The 19,062-nt window shown below is 67.3% G+C and carries 19 protein-coding genes and 1 riboswitch; of the genes, 10 read left to right on the plus strand and 9 right to left on the minus strand.

Annotation, left to right across the window (positions count from 1 at the left end):
• Positions 1–11: 11 nt before the first annotated feature.
• Positions 12–1,628, minus strand: a complete 1,617-nt coding sequence (locus ACR65J_RS05650; RefSeq protein WP_440167413.1) for a CAP domain-containing protein — start codon at positions 1,626–1,628, stop codon at positions 12–14.
• A 214-nt stretch (positions 1,629–1,842) separates the two neighbouring features.
• On the opposite strand from ACR65J_RS05650, the gene dcd reads away from it, so the two are divergent.
• A complete protein-coding gene (gene dcd / locus ACR65J_RS05655; RefSeq protein ID WP_440166858.1) occupies positions 1,843–2,418 on the plus strand; it encodes a dCTP deaminase in 576 nt (191 codons plus the stop codon).
• 44 nt (positions 2,419–2,462) lie between these two features.
• On the opposite strand, the gene ACR65J_RS05660 is transcribed toward dcd, so the two are convergent.
• The 3 genes from ACR65J_RS05660 to ACR65J_RS05670 all read right to left on the minus strand — a co-directional run bounded on the left by ACR65J_RS05660 (position 2,463) and on the right by ACR65J_RS05670 (position 5,599).
• Positions 2,463–3,644 (minus strand): cation:proton antiporter, encoded by a 1,182-nt coding sequence (locus tag ACR65J_RS05660; RefSeq protein WP_440166860.1) that lies wholly within the window; start codon positions 3,642–3,644, stop codon positions 2,463–2,465.
• Positions 3,645–3,650: 6 nt separating this feature from the next.
• Positions 3,651–4,133, minus strand: a complete 483-nt coding sequence (locus ACR65J_RS05665; RefSeq protein ID WP_440166861.1) for a cation:proton antiporter regulatory subunit — start codon at positions 4,131–4,133, stop codon at positions 3,651–3,653.
• A gap of 62 nt (positions 4,134–4,195) precedes the next feature.
• Positions 4,196–5,599: an MFS transporter gene (locus ACR65J_RS05670; protein ID WP_440166862.1), complete on the minus strand. Its 1,404-nt coding sequence runs from the start codon at positions 5,597–5,599 to the stop codon at positions 4,196–4,198.
• Positions 5,600–5,793: 194 nt separating this feature from the next.
• Here ACR65J_RS05670 and ACR65J_RS05675 point away from each other — a divergent pair, with 194 nt between their 5' ends.
• From ACR65J_RS05675 to mnhG, 6 genes are read left to right on the plus strand one after another with little or no spacing between them, the layout of a single operon-like run.
• The gene (locus ACR65J_RS05675; RefSeq protein WP_440166863.1) at positions 5,794–8,868 is read left to right on the plus strand and encodes a Na+/H+ antiporter subunit A; all 3,075 of its coding nucleotides are present in this window, start codon (positions 5,794–5,796) and stop codon (positions 8,866–8,868) included.
• Positions 8,865–9,470, plus strand: a complete 606-nt coding sequence (locus ACR65J_RS05680; RefSeq protein WP_440166865.1) for a Na(+)/H(+) antiporter subunit C — start codon at positions 8,865–8,867, stop codon at positions 9,468–9,470. Before ACR65J_RS05675 ends, ACR65J_RS05680 begins: the two co-directional genes overlap by 4 nt.
• A complete protein-coding gene (locus ACR65J_RS05685; RefSeq protein WP_440166867.1) occupies positions 9,467–11,086 on the plus strand; it encodes a Na+/H+ antiporter subunit D in 1,620 nt (539 codons plus the stop codon). The genes ACR65J_RS05680 and ACR65J_RS05685 overlap by 4 nt, the downstream gene beginning before the upstream one ends.
• Positions 11,083–11,628 (plus strand): Na+/H+ antiporter subunit E, encoded by a 546-nt coding sequence (locus ACR65J_RS05690; RefSeq protein WP_440166868.1) that lies wholly within the window; start codon positions 11,083–11,085, stop codon positions 11,626–11,628. The genes ACR65J_RS05685 and ACR65J_RS05690 overlap by 4 nt, the downstream gene beginning before the upstream one ends.
• A complete protein-coding gene (locus tag ACR65J_RS05695) occupies positions 11,625–11,903 on the plus strand; it encodes an MrpF/PhaF family protein (RefSeq protein ID WP_440166870.1) in 279 nt (92 codons plus the stop codon). The genes ACR65J_RS05690 and ACR65J_RS05695 overlap by 4 nt, the downstream gene beginning before the upstream one ends.
• Entirely contained in the window at positions 11,893–12,297 is a 405-nt protein-coding gene (gene mnhG / locus ACR65J_RS05700) for a monovalent cation/H(+) antiporter subunit G (protein ID WP_440166873.1), read from the plus strand. The genes ACR65J_RS05695 and mnhG overlap by 11 nt, the downstream gene beginning before the upstream one ends.
• A 19-nt stretch (positions 12,298–12,316) precedes the next feature.
• Here mnhG and ACR65J_RS05705 read toward each other — a convergent pair whose 3' ends face one another.
• From ACR65J_RS05705 to ACR65J_RS05725, 5 genes are all read right to left on the minus strand, one after another.
• Complete coding sequence (locus ACR65J_RS05705) at positions 12,317–12,580, minus strand: DUF4235 domain-containing protein (protein ID WP_255173550.1); 264 nt, start codon at positions 12,578–12,580, stop codon at positions 12,317–12,319.
• Positions 12,581–12,690: 110 nt separating this feature from the next.
• Positions 12,691–12,939, minus strand: a complete 249-nt coding sequence (locus ACR65J_RS05710; RefSeq protein ID WP_440166875.1) for a CDGSH iron-sulfur domain-containing protein — start codon at positions 12,937–12,939, stop codon at positions 12,691–12,693.
• Entirely contained in the window at positions 12,936–13,991 is a 1,056-nt protein-coding gene (locus ACR65J_RS05715) for a glycosyltransferase family 2 protein (RefSeq protein ID WP_440166877.1), read from the minus strand. Before ACR65J_RS05715 ends, ACR65J_RS05710 begins: the two co-directional genes overlap by 4 nt.
• Positions 13,992–14,008: 17 nt before the next feature.
• Positions 14,009–15,064 (minus strand): iron-containing redox enzyme family protein, encoded by a 1,056-nt coding sequence (locus tag ACR65J_RS05720; protein ID WP_440166879.1) that lies wholly within the window; start codon positions 15,062–15,064, stop codon positions 14,009–14,011.
• Positions 15,065–15,228: 164 nt separating this feature from the next.
• A complete protein-coding gene (locus ACR65J_RS05725) occupies positions 15,229–15,771 on the minus strand; it encodes a heme-degrading domain-containing protein (RefSeq protein ID WP_440166881.1) in 543 nt (180 codons plus the stop codon).
• A gap of 84 nt (positions 15,772–15,855) precedes the next feature.
• Positions 15,856–15,996, plus strand: a riboswitch (TPP riboswitch).
• Positions 15,997–16,063: 67 nt separating this feature from the next.
• Between ACR65J_RS05725 and ACR65J_RS05730 the strand changes: the two genes are divergently transcribed.
• The 3 genes from ACR65J_RS05730 to ACR65J_RS05740 are packed head-to-tail and all read left to right on the plus strand — an operon-like array spanning position 16,064 to position 19,031.
• Positions 16,064–16,687, plus strand: a complete 624-nt coding sequence (locus ACR65J_RS05730) for an ECF transporter S component (RefSeq protein ID WP_440166883.1) — start codon at positions 16,064–16,066, stop codon at positions 16,685–16,687.
• Entirely contained in the window at positions 16,687–18,234 is a 1,548-nt protein-coding gene (locus tag ACR65J_RS05735; protein ID WP_440166885.1) for an ABC transporter ATP-binding protein, read from the plus strand. The genes ACR65J_RS05730 and ACR65J_RS05735 overlap by 1 nt, the downstream gene beginning before the upstream one ends.
• Entirely contained in the window at positions 18,231–19,031 is an 801-nt protein-coding gene (locus ACR65J_RS05740; RefSeq protein ID WP_440166887.1) for an energy-coupling factor transporter transmembrane component T family protein, read from the plus strand. The genes ACR65J_RS05735 and ACR65J_RS05740 overlap by 4 nt, the downstream gene beginning before the upstream one ends.
• Positions 19,032–19,062: the final 31 nt, after the last annotated feature.

Raw genomic sequence — 19,062 nt, forward strand, 5'->3', positions numbered from 1 at the left:
GTCCCTTCGGATCACTGCGCCAGCCGCTGCCCGGTCCAGGGCCCGGGGATGTTCGACGGCGACGCGAGAGTTCCGGAGCTCAGGTCCCAGTACTGCACCGTGTCATTGGCCCGTCGGAGCGCTACGCCCCTGGTGTTCAGGCCGGTGACGTCACGCAGCGCGCGGATTCCCGTGACGTCCGTCCAGCCCGTGGCGACCGTTGCACGGGCTTCGGCACGGAGCGCGGTGCTGCCCCACCCGCGGTAGAGCTGCACGGTGCCGTCGGTCCTCAACCCCAGGATGTCCTGGAAGCCGTCACCGTCGTAGTCCACCATGGACAGGCGGGACGCGTAGAGGCCAGTGGCAACCGTGACCCGCTCTGCAATATCGCCGGTGCCCTTGTTGCCGTAAAGGTACAGGTTTCCGCCCCCGTCCAGGGCCAGGATCTGGGGCATCCGGTTGTTGGCGCACCAGCCGCCCACTGCCAGGGTCAGGGTGTCCCATCCGCCGACGCCGAGCGTGATGGGTGCCTGGAACCCGCCGCCGGCGATGCCCCGGTGCAGGGTCAGGTTGCCGCTGGCCCACTGGGTCAGGACGTCGTAGGAGCCGTCACGGTCCCAATCGGTGACGAAGACTTCCTTGGCTCCGCCAAAGCCGGAGCCGATCACCTTGGCTGCAGCATAGGTGCGGGGCCCGGTGGACGCCCGGTTGAGCAGCTGGCCGGCGGAGTCGACGGACACGAGGTCGGCAGGGCCGGTGATTGCCGCAGCGGCGAGGTTGAGGGTGGGCGGCATGTGCTTGACGGGTGCATCGCACAGGCTTGGCGGCGGTGGCGGCAAGGCGCCACCGGATGACGCGCCGCCCGGGGAATCGAGCGTGCCGGCGGGCAACGTGGTGTACCCGAAGAAGTTGACCACACCCCAGATCTGGTAGGTGGAGTTGGTGTAGGAGATCCCTGCGCCCATCACATTGAAACGCGGGTCAAGGAGCATGGCGTTGTGGCCCGGTGACCCCTTCCACCACTCCACCAGCTGGGCTGCGTCCCGGTCGGTGCGGATGGCAATGATCTCGCCGGCGCCGTTGTTGGGGCTCAGGGCGCGGGAATCGGTCCAGAAACTGGCCCGGTGCTCAATCACTTCACGGGTGGCAATGTTGTCCGACCAGTCCTGCGACAACCCGGCCACGGTGGGGTGGTACTTCACCTTGTTCAGGCCGTTGGCTACGCGGTACTCGTTGATCTTGGTAAAGACTGTAAGGATGGCTGCTGAATTGCTGTCCGGGACCAGGGCCTGCGTGGAAATCCGCGCGGGAGCAGATTCGGGAGCTGCAGCTTGTGAAGTGGACGGCGATGCCAGTTCCTGGTCCGGTGCCCAGAGTGGAGGGATGGAAACCGTCTGGGGAGCGGGCTCGGCGGATGCTGCAGCCGCTGCCTGCGGTGGCGCTGCTTCGGTTGTGGCCTGGACAGTGCCCGCGGCTGGAGCTGCCGGCGCGGGGGTGGCGTCCGGAAGTGGTGACGCTACGCGGATATCCGGGTCCACGGCAGGGGTGAGGCTCCCGGCGGAACCGTCGCCCTTACTGGACGCACCGCCGTCGCGCACCAAAGGCGCTGCCAGCGAGATACTCGCTGCTCCCGCCTGGTTAAGGGGCATCGGCGCCGGAGGTGCGGTGGCGGACGAAGAGACCAGCGCCAATGCACAGAGCACGCCAAGAAAAGGTGCCACTAATTTATTCACAACATCCCCAGCTCTGTTACGCCATCCGGGAGACCATTCCGGCGGCTTTCATTCGCAACATTAGCCCCAGGAGGCCACAGCAACAACGGGGAAGTGTGGGTGTGGATAACCGATACGGTAATTTGGGACGGTGCTGATCTCTGACCGCGACATTCGTGCCGAAATTGATTCCCAGCGGATCCTGCTGGAACCGTTCGATCCGGCGATGGTCCAGCCGTCGTCCGTGGATGTCCGGATCGACAAATTCTTCCGGTTGTTCGACAACCACAAGTACGCGCACATCGACCCCGCACAGGAGCAGCCCGAGCTGACCCGCCTGGTGGAAGTGGAGCAGGACGAAGCCTTTATCCTGCACCCGGGCGAGTTCGTGCTGGGGTCCACTTACGAGACCGTGACGCTGCCCGATGACATTGCGGCCCGCCTGGAAGGGAAGTCGTCCCTTGGCCGGCTGGGCCTGCTGACGCACTCCACCGCAGGCTTCATCGACCCCGGCTTTTCCGGCCACGTCACCCTTGAACTGTCCAATATGGCCACGTTGCCCATCAAGCTGTGGCCGGGCATGAAGATCGGCCAGCTCTGCTTCTTCCGGCTAAGTTCGGCGGCGGAGTACCCGTACGGCCAGGGGGAGTACGGCAACCGGTACCAGGGCCAGCGGGGTCCCACCGCCAGCCGAAGCCACCTGAACTTCCACCGCACCAGCATCTAGCAGGGAGCGGAAGCCGGCTACGGGCCAACCGGACCGCGGGCGCCCTAGAGCTGTGGTGCGACCGCCGGCCTCCGGAGGAACGGCCTGGCCAGCGGTTCCACGTAGCGTGCGGCCAGCGGCCCCATCACCGCCATCAGCAGCACGTAGGCGGTGGCAAGCGCCGCGAGCTCATGCGGAACCGCTCCCGAGGCTACGGCCAGGCCGGCGATCACGATGGAGAATTCGCCGCGGGCTACCAGGGCGGCGCCGGCGCGGAAGCGGCCGGGCCTGGCAATCCCGGCCTGTTTTGCCGCCCAGATCCCGGTCATCATCTTGGTTGCCGCGGTGGCTACGGCCAGGACCAGGGCCCACCCCAGGACCGGCGGTATGGATGACGGGTCCGTGTTGAGCCCGAACGCCACGAAGAAGATGGCCGCAAACAGGTCCCGCAGCGGTTCAAGGATGCGGGTGGCGTTGTGGGCGGTGGAGCCTGAGATGGCGATGCCCAGCATGAAGGCCCCCACCGCCGCAGAAACCTGCATGGCGGACGCTGCGCCCGCCACCAGCAGGGCCGCCCCGAGGACGTTGAGCAGGAAGACTTCGGAGTTTTCGCTGTGCACTGCCTTGGAGACATGGTGCCCGTGCCGCAGCGCCACCATGAGGACCACGCTGACCACGGCCAGGGCGATTCCCACCGTGGTGAGGCCGCCCAGGAAACTCACGCCGGCGAGCGTGGCCGTGAGGATGGGCAGGTACACGGCCATGGCCAGGTCCTCGAACACCAGGATGGACAGCACCACCGGAGTCTCGCGGTTGCCAAGCCGGCCGAGGTCGGTGATGACCTTGGCAGCGATGCCTGACGAGGAAATGTAGGTGACGCCGCCCATGACCATGGCCCCTACGCCACCCCATCCCAGGAGCAGGGCAAGCGCTGCGCCGGGTACGAAGTTCAGGACGAGGTCAAGGACACCGGCCTGCCAGGAGCGGCGCAGGCCGGTGAAGAGCTCCGCAGCCGTATATTCCAGCCCGAGCATAAGCAGCAGGAGGATGACGCCGATTTCGCCGGAGAGATGTGCGAACTCGTGCATGCCTTCGAGCTTGATGATGCCGCCGGCTCCAAACGCCAGTCCGCCGAGCAGGTAGAACGGGATGGGTGACATGCCGATCCGTCCGGCCAGCCTGGCCAGGAGGCCGAGGCAGAACACAACGGCCCCCAGTTCAACGAGGGTCTGGGCCAACGGGTCCATGGGAACCTAGCCGTGGCGCAGGATGTCGGCCGCCGAGTCGAGGCCTTCCTGGGTGCCCACTGCCACCAGCAGGTCACCGGGGTGGAGGACGACGTCGGGCCCGGGCGAAGGCAGCACCTCACCTTCACGCATGATGGCCACGATCGATACGCCGCACCTGGTGCGGATGCACGCCTTGCCCATGGGCTGGTTCTGGAACGGGGAGTCCGCTGCGATGGAGAACTGCCGGGTGACGATGCCCGGGACGTCCTTGTGCTCCTCCGCGAGCTTCATGGCCAGGTGGGTGCCGCCCAGGAGGTTCCCCAGGGTGGCCGCTTCATCGCTGGTGAGCGGAATCGAAGCCTGGCAGGTATCGGGGTCGTCCCAGGTGGAAACGATGAGTTCCGTCTGGCCTTCCCGGAGCTCCACCACGCCAATGCGGCGTCCGGAAGCGGTCATGAAATCCTTCCGCCGGCCCAGGCCCGGAAGGTTGGTTTCGTCCACGTTCATGCTTCCAGCCTAGTCTGCCTGGCAACACCTGGCCGGGCCTGGAACAGGACCGAAGGCGATTTTCAATCGGCGGGGACCACTGCGATGGGTGCCCGCTCCGGCGCCTTCACCGGCAGCAGTACCAGGAGCCCTGCGAGGAGGACCACCATGATGCCCAGGATTCCCCACCGTTGTGCCTGCCCTGCGGGCACCAGCGGAGTTGCCACGGTGATGCACAGCGTGAACAGGGCGGGCGCCAGGAAGCTGACGGCCCGGCCGGTGGTGGCGTAGAGGCCGAACAGTTCACCGGATTCCCCATGCGGCGCCAGCCGGGCCAGGTAGGCACGGGACGAGGACTGGGCAGGACCGACGAAGAGGCAAAGGAACAGTCCGAAGACCCAGAACGTGGTACTGCCGGCCCACTCCATGCCGAAGAAGGAATAGGCGCCGTTGCCCAGGACCAGGATTGCGCTCCCGGCCACCAGGAGGCCCACCAGGGAGCCCGTGATGACGGCCTTGGGCCCCACCTTGTCGTCCAGGAACCCGCCGAGTACCGCGCCGATGGCTGCCACGACGTTACCGAAAATGGCGAAGAAGATGACCTGGGACAGGGCAAAGCCGAAGGTGCCGGCAGCGATGATGCCGCCGAACGTGAAAACGGCGGCGAGGCCGTCCCGGAACACGGCGCTGGCCAGGAGGAAGTAGATGGTGTGCGGGCTGGTGGCGTAGATCGCCTTGATCCGCCGCAACAGCAACCCGTAGCTGGCAAGGAACCCCATGCGCGCGGACTGCCCGGAGCGGGTCAGTTCAGGGACAGCGAACAGGACAGGGAGGGCGAAGACGAGGAACCACAGGGCGGAGAACACGGCCACCAGCCTGATGTTGAGGCTGTCCTGTGTGGATGCGCCGAACCATTCAAAGGCAGGCTGGACGAACAGTTGCAGGACGATCAGGAGGGCCACGATGCCGCCCAGGTAGCCGGCGCCCCACCCAAACCCGCTGACCTTTCCGATGTTCCGCGGCGTGGACACCTGGGCAAGCATGGCGTTGTAGTTGACGCCGGCGAATTCGAAGAAGACGTTGCCCAGCGCGATCAGGGACACGCCGAGGAGCAGGAATTCCGGGTGCGGGAACACGAAAAAGCACAGGGCGGTGAGGATGGCGACGGCGGCGGAGTTGACTCCCAGCCACAGCTTGCGCCGGCCCCCGGCGTCCGAGCGCTGGCCGGTGACCGGCGCCAGCAGCGCGATGGCAAACCCGGCAACCGCCAGGGCGCCGCCCAGGACCGCCGACGCGGTGTCCTCGCCGCCGAAGGCGTTGGACGTCAGGTAGACGGTGAAGACAAACGTGGTCATCACGGCATTGAAGGCCGCCGAGCCCCAGTCCCAGGAAGCCCAGGCCAGGACCTGCCCCTTGCTGGAGGACCCGGTTCCGGGAACAAGATCCGAGGCGGGCTGCATCGCCCCCGGAGCGCTGGCGCTGTTCATACGATGCATCGTATCCGCCCGTGGCGAACACCCGCGGAAGGACGGGCCCTTGATGCCGGGGATCCCGGCCGGGGCGGGCGGCAAAACCGGGAGGATACCGGACCGGCCTTGGTAAACTGAACCCTCCCGAACCTTACTTTTTGCCGCCTGCTCCAACTTTTGACAATCGAATCCCTGACGTTGCGGAGAATACAGTGATCACAGTCCTTGCCGTGCACTTTTCGGTGGCTGTCCTCGCGCCCTTCCTCTTCAGGGTCTGGGGCCGTAACGCCTTTTACGCACTGGCTGCCGTCCCCGGCGTTTCTTTTGGCTGGCTGATGTTCCAGCACGCGCCCATCTATGCAGGCCCCGGCACGGTCACCGAGTCTTTCGAATGGATCCCCAGCCTCCACCTGGAACTTGCCTTCAGGATGGACGCACTGGTCTGGGTCATGTCCCTCCTGGTGCTCGGCGTAGGGTCCCTGGTGCTGGTCTACTGCGCGCGGTACTTCAAACGGAAGGACCAGGACCTCGGCGCCTTTGGCGCCCAGCTGCTGGCGTTCGCGGGTGCCATGTTTGGCCTGGTCACAGCGGATGACCTCCTGCTGCTGTTCGTCTTCTGGGAACTGACCACCATCCTGTCCTACCTGCTGATCGGCTTTGCCCGGACCCGGCTTGCCGCCCGCCGCTCCGCCCTCCAGGCGTTGATGGTCACCACTGCCGGGGGCCTTGCCATGCTGGTGGGCCTGATCATGCTGGGCAGCGCCGCCGGCACGTACCGTATCTCCGGCCTCCTGGAACAGGCCCCTGCGCTGGCTGCCGGGACGTCCGGCACCATGGTCAGCGCCGCCGTCGTCCTCATCCTGGTGGGTGCCATCACCAAGTCCGCCCTGGTCCCCTTCCACTTCTGGCTCCCCGGCGCCATGGCCGCCCCCACCCCCGTCAGCGCCTACCTTCACGCGGCCGCGATGGTCAAAGCCGGCATCTACCTGGTGGCACGGCTTGCGCCCGGTTTTTCCGGGACGGCGTACTGGCAGCCCGTTGTCCTGGGGCTGGGCCTGGCCACCATGCTGGTGGGCGGCTACCGCGCCCTGCGGCAGACCGACATCAAGCTGATCCTGGCCTATGGCACGGTCAGCCAGCTGGGCTTCCTCACCATGGTGGTGGGCCTGGGAACGCCCGACGCCGCGCTCGCGGGCCTGGCCATGCTGCTGGCGCACGGGCTGTTCAAGGCCACGCTCTTCCTGGTGGTGGGCATCATCGACCACCAGTCCGGCACCCGCGACGTGCGCAAGCTGTCCGGCGTCTTCCGCTCCTCCCGTGCCCTGGGCATCGTGGCCGGAATCGGGGCTGCGTCCATGGCAGGCATTCCGCTGCTGGGAGGCTTCGTGGCCAAGGAATCGGTGCTCGAAGCCTTCGTGCACCACGCCACGGAACCGCACTCCGGTCCCTGGGGCATGGTGGTCCTGGTGGGGCTGGTGCTGGGTTCAATCCTCACCTTTGCCTACAGCGCCCGCTTCATGTGGGGTGCCTTTGCCGTGAAGCCGGGAGTGGACCCCACCCCTTTTAAGGCGATCAGTCCGTCCTTCCTTGCCGCCCCCGCGGTCCTCACCCTCCTCACCATCGCCTACGGCCTCTGGCCGGTTCCGGTGGACGCCTGGATCCAGCCGTACGCCGCGCTGTTTGCATCCACAGCGCCCGACGCCGGCACTCCGGCCGAGCAGGCAGGGCACCTTGCGCTGTGGCACGGCGTCACCCCGGCACTTGGGCTGACGGCCGTCACCTTCGTGCTGGGCGCCGCCATGTACTTTGGCCGCAGCGCGGTGGCCCGCGCCCAGTCCCTGGTCCCGGCCTGGGTGGACGGCGACCGCGCCTACCAGCTCACCATCGGCGCGCTGGACGACGCGGCGGTATGGATCACCGGCCGGACCCAGCGCGGTTCACTGTACTTCTACCTGGCGGTGATCCTGAGCGTGGCGTTCGTCCTGCCGCTCGCCGCCATCCTGCTGGGCGGCAACGTCCTGCCGCAGGACATCTACCTGGTGGACCCCAATTCGCCGCTGCAGCTGGTGGCCGGGGCAGGCATCATCATCGGCGCCCTGGCCGCCGTCAAGGCCAACAAACGCTTCCTCGCAGTGCTGATGGTGTCCGTGACCGGGTACGGCATCGCGCTGGTGTTCGCCCTGCAGGGCGCTCCGGACCTGGCCCTGACCCAGATGCTGGTGGAGACCATCATCCTGGTGGCCTTCGTCCTGGCCATGCGCAGCCTGCCGCCCGAGCTGCGCGACCGCACCGGCGGCAGGTACCGGGTGGTCCGTGTCATCATCGGTGCCGGCTTCGGCGTGACCATGGTGTTCGCCGCGATCTTCGCCATGGGTGCCCGCACCGCGATCCCCATATCGCTCCAGTTTCCGCAGCTTGCCTACGAGGGCGGCGGCGGCCTGAATGTCGTCAATGTGACCCTGGTGGATATCCGCGCCTGGGATACCTTTGGGGAAATCAGCGTGCTGGCGCTCGCCGCCACCGGTGTGGCCAGCCTGATCTTCGTGCGGGGGCGCGGCGACCGCCTGCAGGCCTCCGCGTCCGTTGCCGAGGGCACCGTGGGACGCTACCGCGGCGCGGATCCCGGGTCCCGCGACGCAGCAGCGCTGGCCATCAGCCGGAAGTTCGCAGCCTCGGCCCGGGACGCCTGGATCGTTGCCGGGCGGACCCTGGCCCCGGAGCGCCGCTCCATCATCTTCGAAGTGATCACCCGCCTGATCTTCCACTCCATGGTCATCTTCTCGCTCTACCTTCTGCTGGCAGGCCACAACCTTCCGGGCGGCGGTTTCGCCGGCGGCCTGACCGCAGGCCTGGCACTGACCATCCGGTACCTGGCCGGCGGGCGCTTCGAACTGAGGGAAGCGGCGCCGATCAGCGCAGGTGCGCTGCTGGGAAGCGGGTTGGCCCTGGCGGCAGTCTCTGGAGTGCTGCCCCTGCTGCTGGGCGGCCAGGTGTTCCAGTCCGCCATCATCCAGGTGTGGCTTCCCGTGTTCGGGGACATCAAATTCGTCACCTCAACCATCTTCGATATCGGCGTATACATCGTGGTGGTGGGCCTCGTCCTGGACGTGCTGCGCAGCCTCGGGGCCGAAATCGATGAGCACATGGAGGAACGGTCTGCAGGCGGCGGGCACGAACCGGACCACGACCAGGACGGGCCGGAACCGGACCGCATCGACGGCCCGGACCAGCAGGAACAGGAACCGGACGTGGTTCCTGCCGAGACCACCGCGAAGGGCCACGCATGAGCGTCAACCTGACCCTGCTGATCGTCATGGGCGCCTTGTATGCCTGCGGGATCTACCTGATCCTGGAACGCAGCCTCACCAGGGTGCTGCTGGGGCTGATGCTGCTGGCCAACGCCACCAACCTGCTGATCCTGGCCACCGGCGGGTACGCCGGCCTGGCGCCGCTGTTCGCCAAGGACACGCCCGCGCAGGACTACAACGATCCGTTGCCGCAGGCGCTGATCCTGACCTCGATCGTGATTTCCTTCGCCGTCACGGCGTTCATGCTCGGCATCATCTACCGCACGTGGGTCCTGGCCCGCCAGGACGAGATCCAGGACGACCTGGAGGACCGCCGCGTGGCGGCAACCCCCAGCTTCGACGCCGAGGACGACGCCGAGGTCCCTGCGGAAACTTCCGAGTTCCCGCTCACCATGCTCGGCTCCGACGGCCGGGATGTCTCAAACCAGGGGGCTTCCAGGGTGGATGCGGACGGGGAATCAGGCCAACCCGTGGCCACGCTGGTGGCCGGGGGCCGGGAAATGCCCGCCGAGCACGCTGCCGCGGAGGAAAAGCCCGGCTCGCTCAACGTTGACCCCAATCCGGAAGGAGGCGGAAAGTGAACATCGCCAGCCTGGCCCCGCTCGCCGTCGTACTTCCCATCCTGGGCGCCGCCCTCACCTTCCTGCTGATCCGGCATTCCCGCGCCCAGCGCGCGGTGAGCATCGGCCTGCTGTCGCTGACCCTGGCACTTGAATGCCTCCTGCTGGCGGCGGCGTGGAACGGTGGCACTGCAGCGGTGACCATCGGCGGCTGGATCCCTCCTTTTGGCATTGTCATGGTGGTGGACCAGTTCTCGTCGCTGATGCTGGTGGTGTCCTCCGCAGTGAGCCTGGCGGTGCTGGTGTACGCCACCGGGCAGGGCATGGCCGACGGCGATGAGGACGCCCCGGTCTCGATCTTCCACCCCACCTACCTGATCCTGGTGGCCGGGGTGTCCAACGCGTTCCTGTCGGGCGACCTCTTCAACCTGTACGTCGGCTTTGAGATCCTGCTGACCGCAAGCTACGTGCTGATGACCCTGGGCGGTACCGGGCCGCGGATCCGGGCCGGCGTCACCTATGTCGTGGTGTCCGTGGTGTCCTCCGTACTGTTCCTGATCGCCATCGCCATGGTGTACGGAGCCACGGGTACGGTCAACATGGCGGACCTCGCCATCAAGCTCGGCGAACTGGACCAGGGCACCAGGACGCTGCTGCACGTGATGCTGCTGGTGGCGTTTGGCATCAAGGCGGCCGTCTTCCCCCTGTCCTTTTGGCTCCCGGACTCCTATCCCACAGCGCCCGCGCCTGTCACGGCGGTGTTCGCCGGCCTGCTCACCAAGGTGGGCGTGTACGCGATGGTCCGGACCGAGACGCTCCTGTTCCCCGGCGACACCCTGAACACGCCCTTGATGGTGGTGGCGCTGCTGACCATGGTGGTGGGCATCCTGGGTGCCCTGGCGCAAAGCGACATCAAGCGCCTCCTCTCGTTCACGCTGGTCAGCCACATCGGCTACATGGTGTTCGGGTTGGCCATGTCATCGGCCGTGGGGCTGGCGGCGGCAGTCTTCTACGTGGCGCACCACATCACCATCCAGACCAGCCTCTTCCTGGTGACCGGCCTCATCGAGCGCCGGGGCGGCAGTTCCTCCGTGGACCGGCTGGGCGGACTGGCCAAGCTGTCGCCCGTGCTGGCCCTCCTGTTCTTCATTCCAGGCATGAACCTGGCCGGCATTCCCCCCTTCTCGGGATTCCTCGGCAAAGTGGGGCTGATCCAGGCCGGCATTGAGCTGGGCACGCCGCTGGCGTACGCGCTGGTGATCGGCGGGGTGGTGACCAGCCTCCTGACGCTGCTGGCCATTGCCCGGGTATGGAACCGCGCATTTTGGCGCCGACCCACCGACGCCGAACATCCGGCGCCGGTGCTGCTTGCCACTCCTGCCGCGAGGGTTTCCGGCCCCGGCGCCAAGGTCAACAACACCGTGACGCTCCTGCCGAGAACCATGGTGGGCTCCACCGCGGGCCTGGTGGTGCTCGGCGTCGCCCTGACCGTTTTTGCCGGGCCGCTGTTCAGCCTGTCGGACCGGGCAGCGCGGGACATGCTTGACCGCACCCCGTACATCGAGGCGGTCCTCGGCGAGGGCACTGCTGTTCCCGGGGCACCTGCCGTGGCGACCTCCGTGGGAGGAGCACGATGAGCCGCAAACGCATCTCCCTTCGCCAGGAACTGCCGCTCCTGGTCTGGCTGGTGGTCGTCTGGGGCGCCCTCTGGCAGGATTTCAGCCCCGGCAACCTCCTGTTCGGGGCCCTGCTGGCCGTGGGCGTGGCCAGGCTCTTCTACCTTCCGCCCGTGGAGCTCAGCGGCCGCTTCAACATCCTTCACGCTGCGCCATTCGCCCTGGCGTTCCTGTGGAAGGTAGTGGTGGCCAGCGCCCAGGTCCTCTACCTCGCCACGGTGCGCGGGCCCAACGTGACCAACGCCGTGGTCGCCGTCCGGCTGCGCAGCCACCAGGACCTGATTGTCACCGCCACCGGACACGTGATCTCCCTGATCCCGGGGTCGCTGGTGGTGGAGGTGGACCGCTCCACGTCCACCCTGTACCTGCACGCGCTCAACATCACCTCCACAGCAGACGTGGAGGGGCTGCGGAAGGAAGTCCGTTCCATCGAAGCCGGCCTGATCCGCATCATGGGTACCCCCGAGGAACTCGAAGAAGTACGAATGGAGGCCGCCGCATGATGCACCTTGTCCTGGCCGTCACAGCCGTCATTTTCTCGCTGGCAGCAGCCGGCGCCATCATCCGGATCGCCCGCGGCCCCTCACTGCTGGACCGGGTGCTCGCCACTGACGTGCTGCTGGCCATCCTGGCGGGGGCCCTGTGCATCGACATGGCCGTCAACCGGCACCTGAACAACCTGATGCTGGTGGTGGCCATCTCCGTCATCGGCTTCATCGGGTCCGTGACGGTGGCCCGGTTCGTGGCGGACCGAAGGGTGAAGCCCGATGAATCCTGAATTTTCCGGACCCGATGCGTGGATCGACCTCGTCTCCGCCGTATTCATGGTGGTGGGGGCGGTCATGTCCCTGGGCGCCGCGATCGGCCTGCTGCGTTTCCCGGACCTGCTGAGCCGCATGCATGCTGCCACCAAACCGCAGGTCCTGGGCCTGTTCCTGCTGCTGGCTGCCATCGGGCTGCAGATGCGGACCTGGTGGGTGTGGCCCGTCCTGGTGGTGGCATGGATCTTCCAGCTGCTCACGGTGCCCGTGTCCGCCCATATGGTGGGCAGGGCCGGTTACCGCACCAAACACCTGCACCGCGAACTGCTCACCGCGGACGAACTGGAAGCCGTGGTGCAAAAAGCCGCCGCCGAGGCTGCCCTGGAGGACAGCCGCGACGACGGCCGGTAACGCTGGTGAAGCCTGGCAGTTAGACGATGTCCTGGCTCTTGGCGAACCGGGTGATGGCGCGCTGGGTGCCGCGGTTTGCCAGGACCTGGATGATCGCGCTGACCGACGCCGAGATCAGCGCGAAGGTCAAAGCGGACCGCAGGCTGGTAGGGACATCCTCGTTCTTGCCGGTGGGCGCTTTCTGCCCTGTGGTCTTTTCCCAGATGGTGTTGACCAGCTTGGTGCCGGCCAGGCCTGCGCCGAGGCTCACGGCGGTCCCGAGCAGTTTGATGAGAAGGTTCATTGCTGGTACTCCTTGCGGGCGGAAAACGGACTGCCCCCAGCCTAGCTTCACACCCGGGCTGGTCCTTGCAAGGGCATGGTGGGCGGCTGGGTGGGAGTGGCGGGGTTGGACTAACCGGCGGGCGGCTCGGTACGGAACTTGATCATCTTGTGCGTGCCGTCGCAATAGGGCTTGATGGCGGATGCCCCGCACCGGCACAAGGCAACGGTCTTCCGGTCCCGGGGTACGGGCTCGCCGGAGGGGGTCTGGATCTCGAATTCACCCCTGATAATCAGGGGACTGTCCGGGCACACCACGACCGAGCTGGCGGCGGATTCCTGGTCCACGCCGGGTTCGGTTCCATGCTGTTTTGGTTTCATGCCTGCACCACATCCATCGTTGTTCCTGGTTTCCGGCTTCCTGGCGTGGCGGGTATCTGGGGGAGCCTGCCGGCGTGGCGCCGCCGGAGTTCCGCCTCGGAGTGCGCCGCGGTCCTGAGCCTGCTGCCTGCATAGGGCAGGCCGCCCCTCCACCTGGAGGCAAGGGCCAGCCAGACGCAGACTGCCCGCTCACTTGCCCAGAGCGGCGCGAACCATGTTGCCGAGGAGGGAAAGACAGCCGTCCCGTTGTGCCGCCGTCGTCCGATTTCTGCGCAGGCGGCGGCCGCGCCCGCGAGTCCGGCGAGAACGGCGAGCCGAGCCTTGGCAGGAAGGAAAGCGGCGCCGGCCGCTGCAGGCAGCAGGGCAAGCTCCGCGGCCAGCCGCCGCGGCTGGGCAAAGTCGTCGTAGGCCTGCCGTACGCGCTGGCGCAGGAAGTGCCGGGCGGTTGGCGGCCTGCGGGCCACGAACAGGTCCGGAACGATGCGCTCGGTTCCGCCGGCGGCCTTAATGGTCCGGATGAGTTCAAGGTTTTCAAAGAGCACGCCGGCGTAGCCGCCGGTGGCCAGCAGGGAGTCCCGGCGGACGCCGAGCGTCCCGGGATAGTCGGCTGACCAGGCGCGGTTGAGCAGCGTCCTGGCCGTGTCCCAGCGGGCGTGCCAGGGAAGGGGATCGAAGTAGTTCTGCGGCCGCACCAGGTCCGCGGACTTGAGGTAATGCACGACGGCGGCGAGGGACTCGCGCGTGTAGCGGACGTCGTCGTCAGCGATGACAAGGACCTCCGCATCCGAGCAGCGGACGCCGGTCATTACACCCGCCACCTTGCCGTTGCCACCCGCGTGGTGGTCCGGGCGGATGTGGCGGACCGCTCGGGGGAACGCGGCACGGTGGCGGCCGAAGAGAGCGTTCTCCGAGCCGTCCACCACGGTGACGGCCACCCAGCCCACGAGGCTACGGAGGTACTCGGACAGTTCGGCCAGGCCCGAGTCCCCGGCCCACCGCAGGGGAAGGATGTACTCGGCATCGGGTGCCGCGGGACCCGGCGGCTCCTGCACGGCCGCGGACCAGCCTGTCACGCTGCCGCGGGCACGGCCGCCCGGAGCGATGTTTCCCCGGCTTCCCAGGAGGACATCAGGTGCGCGGAGAGGCGGCTGTCGATGGCCATGACGGCTGTGGCACCGAACAGGACGTCCGCAAGGAGGTTCGGCTCAGCCTCAACCAGGCCGCCGGCAAGGTCCCTCCCGGCAATCTGTTCGTGCACGGCGTCGGCCTCCACATGCTCATCAAAGTAGTGGGTGACGTCCGCGCCGAAACCGTGCCGGCGGAATCCGTTGCCGTAGAAACGGTTGGGCTGGGAGGAAGTCATTTCGTAGATTGCCAGATGGCCGGTGATGGCACCGCGGAGCCGCCGGTTCAGGCCGCACAGCGACATGAGGTTCACGGATGCGAGGGATACGGCGGGGACGGCATCGACGTAGGCGCCGTACCTGTCGTCCAGGCCCAGCCCGCGCATGGTCCGCGCGAACAAGGCGCTGTGCATCCGCTCGGGCCTGCCGCCGCCGTATTCGTCCGCCTGGATCTCCACGAGGGCCGCCTTGGCCCGGCCATGGAGCCGCGGGATGGCCCAGGTGTGCGGATCCGCTTCCTTCAGCTGGTAGATGGATTTGTGGATCAGGAACTCTTTCAGCTGCTCCAGGCTGGCCTTCTTGGCGACGTAGCGGGAAACGCTGGGGCCGGTGTCCGTGGCGGCGAGGCCGAAGAGGACGTCGGCAACGGCGTCGCTGGTCATGGCAACCCCGGCGGGCAGTTCGAAGTCTCCGGCGGCCTGGCACGCGGCGTCGCGGAGGGCTGCTTCGAAGGGTTCCTCAATCAAGCGCCGGACCCTGATCAGGGCCGGTTCCCATTCCCAGCCGTCGCTGGTACCGTGCAGCCCCGAGTAGTGCAGTTCGTAGAGGCAAAAGAGGGGCACCTGGATGTCTTCGTCGGCAATGATGTCATCGGTTGTGGCCACGCGGCCTGCCACCAGGCGGTACAGGCCGTCCAGCTCTGCCCCCGCCGTTTCAGGGTCCTTTGCCAGAGCCGCAAAGAGCGCGCTGCTGATGGGGCCTCTGGTGTCCGGGATTCTCATGGTGCTCCTTGGTTGCCGCGCCGTTTCCAGGAACGGAGGCAAAGGGCGCTTCCCTTCCCTGTCGTCGTCGTACCCCGGGGGACAACATAGTAAGCATGATTACTAATAAAAGCTAAGCAGCCCCGGCGGCCTGCTTGGCGCGTCCTCGGCGTGTTCCGCTGCGCCTAATCGCCCAGGGCCGACCCAAGGATGTCGCGCAGCGCTTCAACCACCAGGTCGTGGTCCTGCAGCTGCGGCAGCCCGGACACCGCAACGCCGGCCACCACACCAACGCCCGTCACGCAGATCGGAAACGCGCCCCCATGCGCGGCATAACGGGACTGGTCAAACCAGGCATTGTCCTCAATCCGGCCGCCACCAAGCCGGCCGCGCAGTCCCACCAAAAGGGAGGGCACCTCGTACCGGGCAGCGGCGCGCTGCTTGGCCCGGATCCAGTGCCCGTTGTCAGGGGTGGCGCCCGGCAGCGCGACATGGAACAGCACCTGGTCGCCCTTGGAAATGTCGATGGCGATGGGCAACGACCGCTCCTTTCCCAGTTCAACCAGGAGCAGGCCCAGGTTCAACGAGTCATCCAGCGAGAATCCGGGGAACTGGAGTTCGCGGACCTCTGCCTCGACGCGGGCAATCAGCGTCTCCAGCGAGCCCTCCGGCTGGGCGTCGATGGAATCAGGATCGTACCCGGTCACATCCGGCGGATTGGCGGTCATGACCCTCAATCTACCCCTGCCAGGTGTAAACTTGACCACGCCCAAAGCGGGCAAAATAAAGAGCATCACCCAACCAAAGCAACACTAAAACGACAGGGGAGCGCCGCCGTCGGGCATCCTGGCACACGCCGGGCACCGGAGGTGGGCGCTGAGAGTGCGGACAGCCGCAGACCCTCGAACCTGATCCGGTTAGTACCGGCGCAAGGGAGTCGAGTTCTCAAAGTGTCGCGGCTGCACGGCCACAGGCCGCCAGCCGGTCCACTTTCCCCTCCTGTTTCCCAGGAGGATCACAATGAGTACTGCAGCAATCAAGAAGACCACCAGTAAGTCCTGGCGCGTCGTGGACATCGTCGTCGCCGCGCTGGTGGCCATCGCCGGCGGAGTCATTTTCTGGGCCTGGGACCAGGGGGCCGCCGCCCTGTCGGCCCCCATGAACGCCGCCTACCCGCCGCTGACCGGACTGCTCGCCGGCGGCTGGATGATTCCCGGAGTGCTGGGAATGCTTATCATCCGCAAACCCGGGGCCGCCCTGTTCTGTGAGACCGTAGCCGCCACCGGGGAATTGCTCATGGGCTCCCAGTACGGCGCATCGGTCCTGTTCTCCGGTTTCATCCAGGGCCTGGGCGCGGAAATCATCTTCGCCATCTTCGTCTACCGGAAGTTCAACCTGCCCGTATCCCTGCTGGCCGGCGCTGCGGCCGGGTTCTTCTGCGGCCTGAACGACTCGTTTGCGCCGTGGGGCTGGAACATTGCCTACCCGGGCGCGGACAAGCTCGCCTACATTGTCCTCACCACCATTTCCGGCGCCATCCTGGCCGGCGCCCTGTCCTGGCTTGCCACCCGCGGCCTGGCGCGCACGGGCGTGCTGAGCTCCTTCGCCTCCCGGAAGGCTGCCACTGAGCCCGTCTTCTCCTGATGGCACCTTCCCAGGACGCTCCCGGCACGGTCCGGCCTGCCGCCATCACCGCCCGTGGCTGGGGCTGGCGGCATGCCGGAAGGACCCGGCCCGCCGTCCACGGCCTTGACCTGGACATCGCGCCCGGAGAGCGGGTGCTCCTGCTCGGCCCCTCCGGCGCCGGGAAGTCCACGCTGCTGCACGCGCTCGCCGGTGTCCTGGGGGACATCAACGACGACGGCGAGGCAGGCGATGCCGACGAGTCAGGTTCGCTGCTGGTGGACGGCGCCCCGCCCCGGGCCCGGCGCGGCCGGGCCGGGCTCATGCAGCAGGACCCGGAGACCCAGGTGGTCCTGTCTCGGGTGGGGGACGACGTCGCCTTCGGCGCCGAAAACCTCGCGGTGCCCCGCGAGGCCATCTGGCCCCGCGTGCACGAGGCGCTTGCCGACGTCGGACTGTCCCACCTCCCGCTGGACCACCCGACGTCGGCCCTGTCCGGCGGCCAAAAGCAGCGCCTGGCGCTGGCGGGAATCCTCGCGATGCGCCCCGGGCTGATCCTGCTGGACGAACCCACCGCCAACCTGGACCCGGATGGGGTGCTGGAGGTCCGCGACTCGGTGGCCCGCTCCCTGGACAAAACCGGGGCCACGCTGGTGGTGGTGGAGCACCGGGTGTCCGTCTGGAAGGACCTGGTGGACCGGATCGTGGTCCTGCAGCCGGGTTCCGCCGCCGATCCTGCAGTGCTCCTGGACGGGCCGCCGGACCGCGTACTCACTGAGGCGCGGACCATGCTCACCGCGGCGGGCGTCTGGGTACCCGGGTATGTACCGGCGACACGCGCCCGCGCCGCCGTCCCTGCTCCCGGTGCAGGCAGCCTCCTGCTGGCCGCAGAGCAACTGGGCGTTTCCCGCGAACGTCCCCGCCGCAAGGGCTTCCGGAAAATACCCCCGGTACCGGTCCAGGAGGGCGTAGCTGCGCAGGTCCGCGCCGGGCAGGCGCTGGCCATCACCGGAGCCAACGGCGCGGGCAAGTCCACCTTTGCGCTGACCCTCGCCGGCCTGCTCGAACCGGTGTCAGGAAAGGTCTCGGCAACGCTGGACCTCAGCCGCGGGGCAGGCATCGATCCCTACAAATGGAAGGCGGAGCAGCTGATTTCGCGTGTGGGCACGGTGTTCCAGGAGCCCGAGCACCAGTTCGTCACCGGGAACGTGCTCGACGAGCTGCTCTTTGGCCCCCGGCACCTGGGGCACGGCGAGGACCGGGTGGACGAGCTGCTGGAGCGGCTGCGGCTCACCCAACTGGTGGACGCCAACCCCTATACACTCTCGGGCGGGGAAAAGCGGCGGTTGTCCGTGGCCACCGTCCTTGCCGCCAGTCCCCAAGTGCTGATCCTGGACGAACCCACTTTCGGGCAGGATGCCAACACCTGGGCCGAACTGGCATCCTTCCTGTCCGAGCTCCTCGACGCCGGCACAGCAGTGGTTTCCGTAACCCATGATGCTGAATTCACCGAGGCGCTGGGCGGGGCGGAACTGCGGATGGCGGCGGCGGAAGCGGTGGCGCCATGAGGCAGGAACTCACCCTGAGCGGCAACCGCGCCCTCCTGGCCGGCGCCAACCCTTTGAGCAAGTTCGCCGCCGTCCTGCTCATCACGGCTGTCCTGGCGCTGTCCATCGACTGGGTGTCGGCCTCCGTGGCGCTGGTCTTCGAACTCTTGCTGTTTCCCCTGGCCGGCCTCACCTTGTTCCTGCTGTGGCAGCGCGGGTGGCCGCTGATCCTCGCCGCGGCCATCGGAGGCTGGAGCACCTCCATCCTGGCGCCGGACAGCGGAAAGATCCTGCTCGACGCCGGTATCTGGACGATGAGCGAAGGCTCCCTCCATCTGGGCATCGGCTTCCTGCTGCGCGGTTTTGCCATCGCCCTCCCGGCGGTGCTCCTGATGAGCTGCACTGATCCCACGGACCTCGCGGACGCGCTGGCGCAGAAAGCCCGCCTGCCGCACCGGTTCGTCCTGGGGACCCTGGCGGCGCTGCGTTTGGTGGGGCTCATGGCGGAGGAGTGGCAGACCATCGGGATGGCACGCCGTGCCCGGGGCGTAGGTGCCCGCGGCAGCCTGGTCCAGCGGATCAAGGCGACGCTGGGGCAAAGCTTCGGGCTGCTGGTTCAGGCCATCCGCCGCGCATCAAGGCTCGCCGTGACCATGGAAGCGCGGGGCTTTGGCGGGGGCCCGCGGACCTGGGCCAGGCCGTCCACCTTCAGCCTGCTGGACCTCTGGGTAGTGGGCGGCGGCGTGCTGGTGGCCGGGCTGGCCCTTTTTGCTGCAGTCACCGCCGGAACGTGGAACATGGTGTGGCTGGGAAGTTGAGGCCGCTGCCCAAAAGCTACGTAAGCTTCCC

The organism is Arthrobacter sp. SAFR-044, assembly GCF_059414985.1.